This is a genomic window from Bacteroides sp. GD17, assembly GCF_038448625.1.
In the GTDB taxonomy this organism is placed as follows: Bacteria; Bacteroidota; Bacteroidia; order Bacteroidales; family Bacteroidaceae; genus Bacteroides.
The window spans coordinates 67,501-81,096 of sequence record NZ_JBCEZS010000008.1 but is presented as its reverse complement, the minus strand read 5'-3'; the positions used below and the strand labels follow the sequence as shown (position 1 = coordinate 81,096).

Sequence of the window (13,596 nt, the reverse complement as noted above, 5' to 3'; positions counted from 1 at the left end):
CTTATTTTTTTAGTTCGGGATAGCTGATACGGGTATGGTAAATCGTTTTAAGTTTCTCCTTGAACACGGTTTTCACGATAGCAATGTCCTTGAAGGTGATGGGACATTCCTTGAAATAGCCATCTGCCACCTGCGAGTCGATAATCTTGTCTACCAGATTGCTGATGCTTTCTTCTGTGTATTCGGACAAACTGCGTGAAGCTGCTTCCACCGAGTCGGCCATCATCAGGATAGCCTGCTCTTTGGTGAACGGGTTCGGACCGGGGTAGGTGAAGAGTTCATCGTTCGGTTCTTCGCCGGGGTGTTCGTTCTTCCAGGAGATATAGAAATACTTCGTTTTTCCGCGGCCGTGATGGGTGGTGATGAAATCCTTGATGACCTTGGGCAGATTGTTCTTCTCTGCCAGTTTCAGTCCGTCCGTCACGTGGCTGATGACTACCTGGGCGCTTTGCTCATAATTCAGGTTCTTATGCGGATTGACGCCTCCCGATTGGTTTTCGGTGAAGAACACCGGATTCTCCATTTTGCCGATGTCGTGATACAAGGCACCGGTACGCACCAGCTGGCTTTTGGCACCGATACGATTGGCTGCTTCTGCTGCCAGATTGGCCACTTGCATGGAGTGCTGGAATGTGCCCGGAACGGTCTCGGACATGCGGCGCAGCAGGTTGTTGTTGATGTTTGACAACTCCACCAGGGTAACGTTCGAGGTAAAGCCGAATGTCTTTTCCACAAGGAAGAGCAGGGGGTAGGTGAACAGGAGCAATACTCCGTTGATGACGAAATAGGTATACATGCTTCCGTTGAGTTTCGACAAGTCGTTCTCCGTAATCAGTTCAAATGCAAGATACACGGCGGCATACGTCAGTATCACCAGCACTGCCGTGCGGAAGAGTTGCGAGCGCTGGGACAGTTCGCGCAAACTGAAAATGGCAACCATTCCGGCGGAGAGTTGCAGCAGGATGAACTCATGCGGATAGCGCAGGCAGATGGAACATATCAGTATCGTGACTACTTGCGTGATGAATGCCGTACGCGAATCGTGGAATACGCGGATGATGACGGGCAGCATGGCATACGGGATGATGTAGACGTTGAATATATTATTGGCAACCATGAGAGCCGTCACCACACAATAGAACATGATCAGTGCAAAGAGCAGGGAAAGACTGCCCCTGCGCTTGTAGTAGTCCTTGCGGAACAAGTCGAGATAGAGCATGAAGCACAGCATGAAGATACCGACAAACAAAATCTGTCCTACCAGCATCAGCCGTTTCTGTCCGATGGACTCGCTACGCTTGATGGACTCTTTCCGGAGGCTTTCGAGGATGTTGTAAGTTTCCCGGTCGATAATTTCTCCGCGGTCGATGATTTTCTGTCCGCTCAGTACGATGCCGTTGGCCCACGAATAGTTGTCGAGCATTTCTTTCCGGGCGGTTTGGGTGCGCATCTCGTCGTAGGTCAGGTTGGGGAACAAATACTCGTTCAGCGAACACTGCCGCAGGATTTCGGGACGGTAGTGGACGGTGTCGGCGGTGAGTATATAGTTGTAGGCATCCTTGACGGAGTACAACTTGTCGATGTTTCGCTGGTTGGCAAGTTTGTCGTCAATCACCATGATGGCACTGGTGCTGTCTTTGCGCAATTTGTCCAGTTCGTCTGTCGAGACGATACCGGCCTGGTACACTTCTGCGAGTTTCTTCTCCAGGAACCGTACGTAGTCGCTGGATGGGAGCAAAGCACGCAGGTGCGTCTGATAATCAGCTCTCAGCTTAGTTTGGATACTTTTTCCAGTGCTCTTGTCCAACTGGAAATAGGGTTGGAAGTGGGCAAGTATGCTGTCTTGCTCGTGTTTCACCACTTCGTCTCCCTTATAGATGGGAAAATCGAAGGTAGCCATTAACTGTCCGTACTTCCACGGCTTGTCGAGGTCGAACTGATAATTGAATTTACCGTCGCGCGGCAGAAAATAAACAATAACTGCCACTGTACCGATAAATATCAGTGCTCTGTATAGCAAATCTCTGAGTGAGAACTCTTTTTTCGTCTTGAAATAACTCATATCGGCTGAAATTTTTGCGAAAAGTACGAAAAAAAACATTAGTGTGGAAAAAAAGATTTAATTTTGCCGTCTAAAATATTCATAAGTAAGGTAGATTATGACAGAAAGAAAGGTCAGAGTCCGTTTTGCCCCGAGTCCTACGGGGGCTTTGCACATAGGTGGTGTGCGTACAGCTTTATACAATTATCTCTTTGCGCGTCAGCATGGAGGAGACTTAATTTTCCGTATTGAAGATACTGATTCCAACCGGTTTGTGCCGGGTGCAGAGGAATATATATTGGAGTCTTTCAAGTGGCTGGGCATTCCGTTCGACGAAGGAGTGAGTTTCGGTGGAAACCACGGTCCGTACCGTCAGTCGGAGCGTCGCGAAATATACAAGAAGTATGTGCAGGTTTTGCTCGATGCCGGAAAGGCATATATCGCTTTCGATACTCCCGAAGAGCTGGAGGCCAAGCGTGCCGAGATTGCAAACTTCCAGTACGACGCTTCCACCCGTATGCAGATGCGCAATTCGCTGACACTCTCCAAAGAAGAAGTCGATGCGTTGATTGCCGACGGAAAACAGTACGTGGTACGTTTCAAGATAGAACCCAATGAGGATGTACATGTCAACGACTTGATCCGCGGGGAAGTAGTAATCAATTCCTCCATTCTCGATGACAAAGTTCTTTATAAATCGGCCGATGAGCTTCCTACTTACCATTTGGCCAATATCGTAGACGACCATTTGATGGAGGTATCCCACGTGATTCGTGGTGAAGAATGGTTGCCTTCCGCACCGCTGCATGTGCTTTTATACCGTGCTTTTGGTTGGGAAGATACGATGCCCGCCTTTGCCCATCTGCCTTTGTTGCTGAAGCCCGAGGGCAATGGCAAACTGAGCAAGCGCGACGGCGACCGTCTTGGTTTCCCCGTTTTCCCGCTCGAGTGGCACGATCCTAAGACAGGAGATGTGTCTTCCGGTTATCGTGAGTCCGGCTATCTGCCCGAAGCGGTTATCAACTTCCTTGCCTTGCTGGGATGGAATCCGGGCAATGATCAGGAATTGATGTCTATGGACGAGCTGGTGAAACTCTTCAACCTGAGCCATTGCAGCAAATCGGGGGCGAAATTTGACTATAAAAAAGGTATCTGGTTCAATCATGAATATATCATGATGAAGCCGGATGAAGAAATAGCGGTTCTTTTCCGCCCTGTGCTGAAGGACAATGGCATCGATGCAGAACAATACAGCGATGCGTTCCTCACTAAAGTGGTCTCTCTTGTGAAAGGTCGTGTCAACTTCGTGAAGGAGTTGTGGGATCAGGCACGCTTCTTCTTCGTGGCTCCTGTGGGATATTCGGAGAAAGATGTCAAGAAACGCTGGTCCGAGGATACTCCGCGCATCATGACCGAGTTGATGGACGTACTGCGTGGCATCGAAGACTTCTCGTCGAAACCTTCCGAGGATATCGTTATCGGTTGGATTACCGAACGCGGTTATCACATGGGCAATGTGATGAATGCTTTCCGCCTGTCGGTAGTAGGAGAGTGTAAGGGACCTCACATGTTCGACATTACCGAACTGCTCGGTAAGGAAGAAACCTTGGCCCGCATCGGGCGTGCCATTGAAGTGCTTTCTTAATTAAGATTGAAGATTTAATTCTCAATTCTCAATTTCTAAATTAATAAAGTATGCTCTACGACTTGGCAATAGCCGTCTACGATATCCTGATACATCTAGCTGCTCCGTTTAGCCGCAAGCCCCGCAAGATGATGAAAGGGCATTGGGTGGTCTATGAACTGCTCCGGCAGCAGTTGGAGAAGGATGTACGCTATATCTGGTTTCATGCTGCTTCTTTGGGGGAATTTGAGCAGGGACGGCCGCTGATTGAGAAAATCCGTGCAAAATATCCGGATTATGGTATCTTGCTGACTTTCTTTTCGCCTTCGGGCTATGAGGTCCGCAAAAATTATAGAGGAGCCGATGTGGTTTGTTATCTGCCTTTTGACAAGCCTCGCAACGTGAAAAAGTTCTTGGATATTGTAAATCCTTGCATGGCATTCTTTATCAAATACGAGTTCTGGAAAAACTATCTGGATGAATTGCATAAACGCCGTATTCCGGTGTATAGCATCTCGTCTATTTTCCGTCGCGGGCAGGTTTTCTTCAAGTGGTATGGCGGTACGTACCGGCATGTGCTACGCGATTTCGACCATTTGTTTGTGCAGAACGAACGCTCCAAACGTTATTTGGCAAAGATCGGCATCAACCGTGTTACGGTGGTAGGCGACACCCGTTTCGACCGTGTGCTGCAGATTCGTGAAGAGGCTAAAGAACTGCCTTTGGTGAGACTCTTCAAAAATGATACAATGACTTTTGTTGCGGGCAGTTCCTGGCAGCCGGATGAAGATTTGTTTATCGAATACTTCAACCAGCATCCGGAAGTGAAATTAATCATTGCTCCGCATGTCATTGACGAAAACCACCTAGTAGAGATTATCAGTAAGTTGAAGCGTCCGTATGTACGCTATACCCGTGCCGACGAGAAGAATGTGCGCAAGGCGGACTGCTTGATAATCGATTGTTTCGGGTTGCTCTCTTCTATTTATCGCTATGGGGAAATAGCTTATATCGGCGGTGGTTTCGGTGTGGGTATTCATAACACACTCGAGGCGGCAGTCTATGGCATCCCGGTAATTTTCGGTCCAAAATATCAGAAGTTTCAGGAAGCTATCCAGTTGCTCGAAGCTAAAGGTGCATTCTCAGTAAAAGATTACGAAGAACTGAAAACCCTGCTCGACCGTCTGTTGACCGATGAAATTTTCCTGCGTGAAGCGGGCATGAATGCCAGCCATTATGTGACCAGTAATGCAGGGGCAACGGAGAAGATCTTGAATATGATTAATTTTTAATGTGCTAATAGGAGATAAAGTGATAAGGTGATAAAGTGATAAGGTGGTAATAACCATGCGGCGTCAACATCGCGCAGCCAATTACCACCTTATCACCCTACCATCTTATCACTTTATTTATACCAGTCCGAATACATCAAATAATTGTGTGCAATCTTCTGATTCAATTCCTTGGCTTGTTCCGGATCTACCTTTTTGATAAACTTGGCGGGTACTCCTCCCCAAATACTGCCCGGTTCAATCACCGTATTGCTTAGCACTAGGGAGCCTGCGGCTACAATCGCTCCTTCTCCCACCACTGCATGGTCCAGGATGGTAGATCCCATCCCTACTAAAGCATAATCCTTGATGGTAGCTCCGTGTATGGTGACATTGTGTCCTACGGATACATGGTCGCCTATTTCTATGGTCGATTTCTCGTATAAAGTGTGCAGTACGCTTCCGTCCTGGATGTTTACTCCGTTTCCTATGCGGATGGAGTTGACGTCACCCCGTAATACCGTACTGAACCAAATGCTGCAATCACGTCCCATCTTGACGTCGCCGATGATAACAGCATTGTCTGCCAGGAAACAATTCTCCCCGATTTCGGGAGTGAATCCTCTTACTGATTTTATTAATGCCATTTTTATGTATTGATTAATAATTAAATTCTGCTTGTAGCTTCTCTCAACCATTCCTGCTCTTCTTTGTCCAGGTCCGGCGAGAGCTTCTCGTACACATTCCGGTGATAATCATTCAGCCAGTCTGTTTCTTCTGCTGTCAGCATCTCTTTGATAATGCCTTTTTTGCAGATGGGGCAGAGGGTGATTGTCTCGAACTTCAGGTAATTGCCAAACATGCCTTCGCCGGCATTCACAGTCAAAACGATATTTTCGGTACGTATGCCGTGGCTGCCGGCCTTATAGACGCCCGGTTCGTTGGAAGTTACCATGCCTGCTTGCAGGGTTACCGGATTCTCATTCATGCGGATGCTCTGCGGACCCTCGTGTACGTTGAGGAAGTGTCCTATCCCGTGGCCGGTTCCGTGCAGGAAGTTCATGTGATGCTGCCATATCGGCATGCGTGCCAGTACGTCCAGTTGCGCGCCTCGCGTGCCTTCGGGAAAGACTGCCATTGCCAGGTCGATGTGTCCTTTTAATATCAAGGTATAATCTGTTTTCTCTTCTTCGGTCAGTGCCCCCAGTGCGATGGTACGGGTGATGTCCGTTGTTCCGTCCAGGTATTGCGCTCCCGAGTCCAGCAGCAGGAAACCTTCCGGTTTCAGTGGAACATCCGTTTCGGAAGTTGCTTCATAGTGCACAATGGCTCCATGTTCTTTGTAACCGGCAATGGTATCGAAACTTTCGCCCATATAGAGCGGTTGCGCGGCGCGGAATTCATGTAACTTCTTGTCCACGCTGATCTCTGTTTCCCCACCTGCGGGAACAGCTTCTTCCAGCCACTTCAGAAATTTCACCAAAGCTACTCCATCGCGCTGCATGGCTGCATGGATGCCGGCAATTTCCTGCTCATTGCGGATCGCTTTCAGCATGGCGACGGGCGATGCCCCTTCAATAATCCGGCAGTCGGGGCAGATAGCCGAATAGGCTGCATAATTTGTCTTGCCGGGATTTAGCAAGATGCTGCCGGCTGTAAGGCTGTTTAAGAAATGCTCTATATCTTCATAGCGATGTATCGAAACTCCAGTTTCTTTCAGGTAAGCAGAAAGTTCGCCGGTAACTTTCTGAGGCTGGATGAAGAAGTGTGCATCCTGTTCTCCTATCAGCAGATGGCTCACTACTACCGGATTGCAATGTACGTCGTTGCCACGGATGTTCAGCGTCCATGCTATCTCGTCCAGGGCTGAAATCAACAAGGCTTCCGCACCCTGCTTTTTCATTTCCTCCCGGATGATAGCAATCTTCTCCTGGCTGCTTTTTCCTGCATATTTAGTCTCATAAATATAGGCGGGAGCTTCCGGCATCGCAGGGCGGTCTGCCCATATCTGATTCATAGGGTCGGTAATGCTTTTGACGGAGATACCGTCTTTCTCCAGTTTGCCTTGCAACTGCTTGACTTCTTCGGCAGAGAATACGGCGCCGTCAATCCCTACCACTTCTCCCGGTTTCAGGTTTGCACTAAGAAATGCCGGAATGCAGGGCGTTTCGGGCAACATCTCTTTATATAAGTCGATGCCGCTTCCTTCCAACTGCCGGGCAGCCTGAAGAAAATAGCGAGAGTCTGTCCATAGACCGGCTTTTTCGCGGGTGACGACTACGGTTCCTGCCGAACCGGTAAAACCGGAGATCCATTCTCTTGATTGCCAGTGTGGAGCGACGTATTCACTCAGGTGCGGGTCCGTACTGGGGACGATGAAGGCAGCGATGCCTTCCTTGCCGAATATACCCCGCAAGGCATTGATTCGGTTATTGATTGTTTGATTCATATATTATAAGGTATAAGAAATTTCTCCTCAAAGATACTTATCTTTCTACAAACTACCTTGCAGGATGCTGCATTTTATCTTTGCAACTGCGATAAACAATTTCTGCTGTTGTCTAAAACTAATCTGTGGTTACTAATAATTAATCGTTCGACATACGTTGAACAATCATCCGACAGTTGTCGTATAATCATTCGACAGTTGTCGGACGATAATATGACAATTGTCGAACGATTAATTGTTGCCTGCGCAGGATTTAGTTTCTGAGGAATCTGAAAATAGAATCTTTCTGTTTTGCACGTAATTTACACTTGATTTATGGAATTTTTCCTCGAAAGTTTTGTGAATAAAGAAAGTATGTGTAATTTTGCCGCTCAATTTAATCGTGAGATTTTTAAACCATTAACAATTAATAAAAAGAAAATGATTGTAGTACCTGTAAAAGAAGGCGAAAACATTGAAAAATCGCTGAAGAAATTCAAAAGAAAATTTGAAAAGACTGGCATCGTTAAGGAACTGAGACGCAGACAGCAGTTTGACAAACCGTCTGTAACCAAAAGACTTAAGAAAGAGCGTGCCGTTTACGTTCAGCAACTTCAGCAAGTAGAAGATTAATAATTCGTAAATTCCTTTGAATTATTGAATTCTTTTTCATACATTCGTTGCATGATTTAGATATGTAGCGATATGTTGTTGACAGACTCTTTTCTTGACTATCTTCTGTATGAACGGAATTATGCCGAAAGTACGGTAAAACGCTACCAGATGGATATCCTGGAGTTGCAGAAGTTTGGTGAAGAACAAATTGAGGAATTGACTCCTTCGGGCGTGGATGCTGAGCTTATTCGTGAATGGATTATATTCATGATGGATAGAGGTTGTGCTCCAGCTACGATTAACCGAAAGTTGAGTTCGCTCCGGACATATTATAAATTTCTCTTGCGGAGAGGAGAGGTGGAGGTGGATCCGTTGCAAAAGATAACGGGACCGAAAAAAACAAAGCCGCTTCCTGTTTTTCTGAGAGAGAAGGATATGGATAGGTTGCTGGACGATATAGACTTTGGAGAAGGATTTGAAGGGTGTCGCGACCACATGATTATCGAAATGTTTTATGCCACGGGCATGCGACTTTCGGAATTGATAGGGTTGGATGATGAAGACGTCGATTTTTCGACCTCCCTCATTAAGGTGACGGGAAAGCGAAACAAGCAGCGTCTGATACCTTTTGACGAGGAGTTAAAACGCTCGATGCGGGAATATGTCAACGTACGGAATGAAGCGGTTTCGGTTCGCTCGGATGCATTTTTTGTCCGGGAAAATGGGAAGCGGCTCTATCCAAGTATCGTATCATCTCTTGTGAAACGAAATCTTTCGAAGGTAGTGACTGTAAAGAAAAGAAGTCCCCACGTGCTTAGGCACACCTTTGCAACAGCAATGTTGAACAATGGTGCAGATTTGGGTTCGATAAAAGAACTTCTTGGGCACGAAAGTTTGGCGACGACTGAAATTTATACGCATACTACTTTTGAAGAACTTAAAAAAGTGTATAACCAGGCTCATCCTCGGGCCTAAAGTAAAAAGGAGGTTAGTATGGAAGTAAGAATTCAATCGATTCACTTTGACGCGTCAGAGCAATTGCAAGCTTTTGTTCAGAAAAAGGTTGCTAAGTTGGAGAAATATTACGACGATATAAAGAAAGTAGAGGTGTCATTAAAGGTGGTGAAGCCAGAAACAGCCGAAAATAAAGAAGCCGGAGTGAAAATATTGGTTCCCAACGGTGAATTTTATGCTAATAAGGTTTGTGATTCGTTTGAAGAAGCTGTCGATTTATGCGTGGAAGCTTTGGAAAAACAGCTGGTTAAGTACAAGGAAAAACAACGGAGCAAATAAAATCTCGCTAAAAATTTGCGGGTAAAAAATAAATGCCTAAATTTGCAGCCGTTTCGCTCGCGATAGAACGTTACGGTTGCATTTTTTAAGCCTGCCTCTTTAGCTCAGTTGGCCAGAGCACGTGATTTGTAATCTCGGGGTCGTTGGTTCGAATCCGACAAGAGGCTCGAAGAAAAAAGAAGAAGATTGTTCAAGGTAAGTTCACTTTGCAACAGTCGGTAAGGAAAAAAGAGTTCTTTATATTAATGCATGGGCAAATACCAGAGTGGCCAAATGGGGCAGACTGTAAATCTGCTGGCTTACGCCTTCGGTGGTTCGAATCCATCTTTGCCCACAACTCTTATTCTCCTTGCTGTTATAGCTCAGCGGTAGAGCACTTCCTTGGTAAGGAAGAGGTCCCGGGTTCAAGTCCCGGTAACAGCTCACAAAGATGTAAAAGCTGATTATTAATCAAATAAATAACAAGTAAAGCTATGGCTAAAGAGAAATTCGAACGTACCAAACCGCACGTAAACATTGGTACAATTGGTCACGTAGACCACGGTAAGACAACGTTGACAGCTGCTATCACTACAGTGTTGGCAAAAAAAGGTTTTTCAGAAGTAAAGTCTTTCGATCAGATCGATAACGCTCCTGAAGAAAAGGAAAGAGGTATTACTATCAATACTTCTCACGTAGAGTATGAAACAGCTAACCGTCACTACGCTCACGTAGACTGTCCGGGTCACGCCGACTACGTAAAGAACATGGTAACTGGTGCTGCTCAGATGGACGGTGCTATCATCGTAGTTGCTGCAACTGATGGTCCGATGCCTCAGACTCGCGAACACATCCTGTTGGCTCGTCAGGTAAACGTACCGAGACTGGTTGTATTTATGAACAAGTGCGACATGGTAGACGATCCTGAAATGTTGGAACTCGTTGAAATGGAAATGCGTGAGTTGCTTTCAGCTTACGAATTCGATGGCGACAACACTCCTTTCATCCAGGGTTCTGCTCTTGGTGCATTGAATGGCGTTGAAAAGTGGGAAGAAAAAGTTCTGGAACTGATGGATGCAGTTGATAACTGGATTCCGCTGCCTCCGCGTGACGTTGATAAACCGTTCTTGATGCCGGTTGAAGACGTATTCTCAATCACAGGTCGTGGTACTGTAGCTACTGGTCGTATCGAAGCTGGTATTATCCATGTAGGTGATGAAGTTGAAATCCTTGGTTTGGGTGAAGATAAGAAGTCAGTTGTAACTGGCGTTGAAATGTTCCGTAAACTGTTGGATCAAGGTGAAGCTGGTGACAACGTAGGTCTGTTGCTCCGTGGTATCGACAAGAACGAAATCAAACGTGGTATGGTTCTTTGTAAGCCGGGTCAGATTAAGCCTCACTCTAAATTCAAAGCTTCTATCTATGTTTTGAAGAAAGAAGAAGGTGGTCGTCACACTCCGTTCCACAATAAATATCGTCCTCAGTTCTATCTGCGTACTATGGACTGTACAGGTGAAATCACTCTTCCGGAAGGAACTGAAATGGTAATGCCTGGTGATAACGTAGAAATCAACGTAGAACTGATCTATCCGGTAGCTTTGAACGTAGGTTTGCGTTTCGCTATCCGCGAAGGTGGTCGTACAGTAGGTTCTGGTCAGATTACTGAAATTCTTGACTAATAACCATTAATATACTAATCAGTTCCTGGTGAATGCTGGGAACTGATTATGTTCACACGGGAGTAGCTCAGTTGGTAGAGCACCGGTCTCCAAAACCGGGTGTCGGGAGTTCGAGCCTCTCCTCCCGTGCTAATATTTTTGAAATGAAGAAGATTGTAGCTTATTTTAAAGAAACTTACGACGAACTTGTTCATAAAGTGTCGTGGCCTACGTATTCTGAACTTACTAACAGTGCAGTAGTTGTTTTATATGCTTCCCTGCTCATTGCATTGGTAGTATTTGCGATGGACTTCTGTTTCCAACACGTAATGGAGTTTGTTTATCCACATTAAAAAAGTAAGGAGAAAATGTCTGAGATTGAAAAGAAGTGGTACGTTCTGCGTGCTATTAGCGGAAAAGAAGCTAAGGTAAAGGAGTACCTTGAAGCTGATATTAAAAACAGCGACCTTGGTGATTACGTGTCTCAGGTATTGATTCCTACCGAAAAGGTATATCAGGTTCGCAATGGTAAAAAAGTTGTGAAGGAGAGAAGTTATCTCCCTGGTTACGTTTTGGTGGAGGCTGCTCTGGTAGGTGAGGTCGCTCATCACCTGAGAAATACTCCTAATGTGATAGGGTTCTTGGGTGGTTCGGAGAAACCCGTTCCTCTGAGACAGTCAGAAGTGAATCGTATACTTGGTACGGTCGATGAATTGCAGGAATCAGGTGAAGACCTGAATATCCCGTATGTAGTTGGCGAGACTGTAAAGGTGAATTACGGTCCGTTCAGTGGATTCAGTGGAATCATTGAAGAAGTGAACACCGAGAAGAAGAAACTGAAGGTTATGGTAAAGATATTCGGACGGAAGACTCCGCTCGAATTGGGCTTTATGCAAGTTGAAAAAGAATAGTACAGGTGTTACGCTGTAGTATTCTTCATTAATGTTTATATATAAATCAATTAGAAAATGGCTAAAGAAGTTGCTGGACTAATCAAATTACAGATTAAAGGAGGCGCGGCAAACCCATCACCCCCAGTAGGACCTGCATTGGGTTCCAAGGGTATCAATATCATGGAGTTTTGCAAGCAATTCAACGCCAGAACCCAGGACAAAGCAGGAAAGATTCTTCCTGTGATTATCACTTACTACGTAGATAAGTCTTTCGATTTTGTAATCAAGACTCCTCCCGTGGCTATCCAGTTATTGGAAGTGACGAAACAAAAGAGTGGTTCTGCTGAGCCTAACCGTAAGAAAGTTGCCGAGATTACTTGGGAACAGGTTCGTACGATTGCTCAGGACAAGATGGTTGACTTAAACTGTTTCACTGTCGAAGCTGCCATGAAGATGGTTGCCGGTACGGCACGTAGTATGGGTATCGCTGTAAAAGGGGAGTTCCCGGTTAATAACTAATAAACTTCAATTAGAATGAGTAAACTGACAAAAAATCAAAAGTTGGCTGCAGAAAAAATTGAAGCAGGGAAAGCATACTCTCTCAAGGAAGCTGCTACATTGGTAAAAGAAATCTCTTATACCAAGTTTGACGCTTCTCTGGATATAGACGTACGTTTGGGCGTAGACCCGCGTAAGGCTAACCAGATGGTGAGAGGTGTTGTATCACTTCCTCACGGTACTGGTAAAGTTGTACGCGTTCTGGTGCTTTGTACACCGGATGCTGAAGCTGCTGCAAAAGAAGCCGGAGCTGACTATGTTGGTCTTGACGAATATATTGAAAAGATCAAAGGTGGATGGACTGATATTGATGTAATCATCACTATGCCGTCTATCATGGGTAAGATTGGTGCACTCGGTCGTGTGCTCGGTCCTCGTGGATTGATGCCTAACCCGAAGAGTGGCACTGTAACTATGGATGTTGCTAAAGCTGTTAGAGAAGTAAAACAAGGCAAGATTGACTTTAAAGTTGATAAGAGCGGTATTGTTCACACTTCTATCGGTAAAGTTTCATTTAGTGCTGATCAAATTCGCGACAATGCGAAAGAATTCATCTCTACTTTGAATAAATTGAAACCGACTGCAGCCAAGGGTACATATATTAAGAGTATTTATCTTTCTAGCACGATGAGTGCGGGCATCAAGATTGACCCGAAAACAGTAGAAGAAATCTAATAAAACGGAGTAATAATGAGAAAGGAAGATAAAAGTACGATTATTGAGCAGCTTGCTGCTACAGTGAAGGAATACGGTCACTTCTATTTGGTTGATACCACTGCTATGGACGCTGCTGCAACAAGCGCGTTGAGAAGAGAATGTTTCAAGTCTGACATCAAATTGATGGTAGTAAAGAATACATTGCTTCACAAAGCATTGGAGAGCCTGGAAGAGGATTATTCTCCGCTTTATGGCACTTTGAAAGGCACCACAGCCGTAATGTTTAGCAATGTTGCTAACGCTCCGGCAAAGCTGATCAAGGACAAGTCTAAAAACGGTATTCCCGGACTGAAAGCTGCGTATGCAGAAGAAAGCTTCTATGTTGGTGCTGACCAGTTGGATGCTCTCGTAAGTATCAAGAGTAAGAATGAAGTTATTGCCGATATCATTGCCTTGCTGCAGTCACCGGCCAAGAATGTTATTTCTGCTCTGCAATCAGGTGGTAACACCCTCCACGGAGTTCTCAAAACTCTTGGTGAACGTCCCGAAGCGTAATTTTCGGAAAAAATTATAATCAAT

At 45.5% G+C, this 13,596-nt stretch carries 14 protein-coding genes and 4 tRNA genes; 15 read left to right on the top strand and 3 right to left on the bottom strand.

Annotation, left to right across the window (positions count from 1 at the left end; translation table 11 throughout):
• Nucleotide 1: 1 nt before the first annotated feature.
• Nucleotides 2-2,062 (bottom strand): HD family phosphohydrolase, encoded by a 2,061-nt coding sequence (locus AAE250_RS14125; RefSeq protein WP_294603185.1) that lies wholly within the window; start codon nt 2,060-2,062, stop codon nt 2-4.
• A gap of 97 nt (nt 2,063-2,159) precedes the next feature.
• Between AAE250_RS14125 and gltX the strand changes: the two genes are divergently transcribed.
• A complete protein-coding gene (gene gltX, locus AAE250_RS14120) occupies nt 2,160-3,686 on the top strand; it encodes a glutamate--tRNA ligase (protein WP_294603186.1) in 1,527 nt (508 codons plus the stop codon).
• A gap of 50 nt (nt 3,687-3,736) precedes the next feature.
• Nucleotides 3,737-4,957, top strand: coding sequence for a 3-deoxy-D-manno-octulosonic acid transferase (locus AAE250_RS14115; protein ID WP_294603187.1), 1,221 nt, complete (start codon nt 3,737-3,739; stop codon nt 4,955-4,957).
• Nucleotides 4,958-5,070: 113 nt separating this feature from the next.
• Here AAE250_RS14115 and AAE250_RS14110 read toward each other — a convergent pair whose 3' ends face one another.
• Both AAE250_RS14110 and AAE250_RS14105 read right to left on the bottom strand, forming a co-directional pair.
• The gene (locus AAE250_RS14110; protein ID WP_294603188.1) at nt 5,071-5,583 is read right to left on the bottom strand and encodes a gamma carbonic anhydrase family protein; all 513 of its coding nucleotides are present in this window, start codon (nt 5,581-5,583) and stop codon (nt 5,071-5,073) included.
• 20 nt (nt 5,584-5,603) lie between these two features.
• Nucleotides 5,604-7,385 (bottom strand): aminopeptidase P family protein, encoded by a 1,782-nt coding sequence (locus AAE250_RS14105; protein WP_294603189.1) that lies wholly within the window; start codon nt 7,383-7,385, stop codon nt 5,604-5,606.
• Nucleotides 7,386-7,805: 420 nt separating this feature from the next.
• Here AAE250_RS14105 and rpsU point away from each other — a divergent pair, with 420 nt between their 5' ends.
• The 13 genes from rpsU (at nt 7,806) to rplJ (ending at nt 13,572) form a co-directional block, all read left to right on the top strand.
• The gene (gene rpsU / locus AAE250_RS14100; protein ID WP_005675407.1) at nt 7,806-7,997 is read left to right on the top strand and encodes a 30S ribosomal protein S21; all 192 of its coding nucleotides are present in this window, start codon (nt 7,806-7,808) and stop codon (nt 7,995-7,997) included.
• 72 nt (nt 7,998-8,069) lie between these two features.
• Nucleotides 8,070-8,954, top strand: coding sequence for a site-specific tyrosine recombinase/integron integrase (gene xerA, locus AAE250_RS14095; protein ID WP_294603190.1), 885 nt, complete (start codon nt 8,070-8,072; stop codon nt 8,952-8,954).
• Nucleotides 8,955-8,972: 18 nt separating this feature from the next.
• Complete coding sequence (hpf, locus tag AAE250_RS14090) at nt 8,973-9,272, top strand: ribosome hibernation-promoting factor, HPF/YfiA family (RefSeq protein WP_294603191.1); 300 nt, start codon at nt 8,973-8,975, stop codon at nt 9,270-9,272.
• A 93-nt stretch (nt 9,273-9,365) separates the two neighbouring features.
• Nucleotides 9,366-9,439, top strand: a tRNA-Thr gene (locus AAE250_RS14085).
• Between the two features lie 84 nt (nt 9,440-9,523).
• Nucleotides 9,524-9,606 (top strand) — tRNA-Tyr (locus tag AAE250_RS14080).
• A 17-nt stretch (nt 9,607-9,623) separates the two neighbouring features.
• Nucleotides 9,624-9,695, top strand: a tRNA-Thr gene (locus AAE250_RS14075).
• Nucleotides 9,696-9,745: 50 nt separating this feature from the next.
• A complete protein-coding gene (tuf, locus tag AAE250_RS14070; protein ID WP_342289072.1) occupies nt 9,746-10,930 on the top strand; it encodes an elongation factor Tu in 1,185 nt (394 codons plus the stop codon).
• A gap of 56 nt (nt 10,931-10,986) precedes the next feature.
• A tRNA-Trp gene (locus tag AAE250_RS14065) sits at nt 10,987-11,059 on the top strand.
• A gap of 14 nt (nt 11,060-11,073) precedes the next feature.
• Nucleotides 11,074-11,262, top strand: coding sequence for a preprotein translocase subunit SecE (gene secE / locus AAE250_RS14060; RefSeq protein ID WP_342289071.1), 189 nt, complete (start codon nt 11,074-11,076; stop codon nt 11,260-11,262).
• A gap of 15 nt (nt 11,263-11,277) precedes the next feature.
• Nucleotides 11,278-11,820 carry a transcription termination/antitermination protein NusG gene (gene nusG / locus AAE250_RS14055; protein ID WP_342289070.1) on the top strand — a complete coding sequence of 181 codons (543 nt, stop codon included), beginning with the start codon at nt 11,278-11,280 and terminating at the stop codon, nt 11,818-11,820.
• Nucleotides 11,821-11,877: 57 nt separating this feature from the next.
• Entirely contained in the window at nt 11,878-12,321 is a 444-nt protein-coding gene (gene rplK / locus AAE250_RS14050) for a 50S ribosomal protein L11 (RefSeq protein ID WP_300700064.1), read from the top strand.
• A gap of 15 nt (nt 12,322-12,336) precedes the next feature.
• Nucleotides 12,337-13,035, top strand: a complete 699-nt coding sequence (rplA, locus tag AAE250_RS14045; protein WP_342289069.1) for a 50S ribosomal protein L1 — start codon at nt 12,337-12,339, stop codon at nt 13,033-13,035.
• Between the two features lie 15 nt (nt 13,036-13,050).
• A complete protein-coding gene (gene rplJ / locus AAE250_RS14040) occupies nt 13,051-13,572 on the top strand; it encodes a 50S ribosomal protein L10 (protein WP_342289068.1) in 522 nt (173 codons plus the stop codon).
• Nucleotides 13,573-13,596: the final 24 nt, after the last annotated feature.

What these genes read in the sequence shown, in the direction of transcription:
- secE (WP_342289071.1), top strand. Translation starts at nt 11,074, where the DNA reads ATGAAGAAGATTGTAGCTTATTTTAAAGAAACTTACGACGAACTTGTT.
- gltX (WP_294603186.1), top strand. Translation starts at nt 2,160, where the DNA reads ATGACAGAAAGAAAGGTCAGAGTCCGTTTTGCCCCGAGTCCTACGGGG.
- xerA (WP_294603190.1), top strand. Translation starts at nt 8,070, where the DNA reads ATGTTGTTGACAGACTCTTTTCTTGACTATCTTCTGTATGAACGGAAT.
- nusG (WP_342289070.1), top strand. Translation starts at nt 11,278, where the DNA reads ATGTCTGAGATTGAAAAGAAGTGGTACGTTCTGCGTGCTATTAGCGGA.
- rplJ (WP_342289068.1), top strand. Translation starts at nt 13,051, where the DNA reads ATGAGAAAGGAAGATAAAAGTACGATTATTGAGCAGCTTGCTGCTACA.
- AAE250_RS14110 (WP_294603188.1), bottom strand. Translation starts at nt 5,583, where the DNA reads ATGGCATTAATAAAATCAGTAAGAGGATTCACTCCCGAAATCGGGGAG.
- hpf (WP_294603191.1), top strand. Translation starts at nt 8,973, where the DNA reads ATGGAAGTAAGAATTCAATCGATTCACTTTGACGCGTCAGAGCAATTG.
- tuf (WP_342289072.1), top strand. Translation starts at nt 9,746, where the DNA reads ATGGCTAAAGAGAAATTCGAACGTACCAAACCGCACGTAAACATTGGT.
- AAE250_RS14115 (WP_294603187.1), top strand. Translation starts at nt 3,737, where the DNA reads ATGCTCTACGACTTGGCAATAGCCGTCTACGATATCCTGATACATCTA.
- AAE250_RS14105 (WP_294603189.1), bottom strand. Translation starts at nt 7,385, where the DNA reads ATGAATCAAACAATCAATAACCGAATCAATGCCTTGCGGGGTATATTC.
- rpsU (WP_005675407.1), top strand. Translation starts at nt 7,806, where the DNA reads ATGATTGTAGTACCTGTAAAAGAAGGCGAAAACATTGAAAAATCGCTG.
- AAE250_RS14125 (WP_294603185.1), bottom strand. Translation starts at nt 2,062, where the DNA reads ATGAGTTATTTCAAGACGAAAAAAGAGTTCTCACTCAGAGATTTGCTA.
- rplA (WP_342289069.1), top strand. Translation starts at nt 12,337, where the DNA reads ATGAGTAAACTGACAAAAAATCAAAAGTTGGCTGCAGAAAAAATTGAA.
- rplK (WP_300700064.1), top strand. Translation starts at nt 11,878, where the DNA reads ATGGCTAAAGAAGTTGCTGGACTAATCAAATTACAGATTAAAGGAGGC.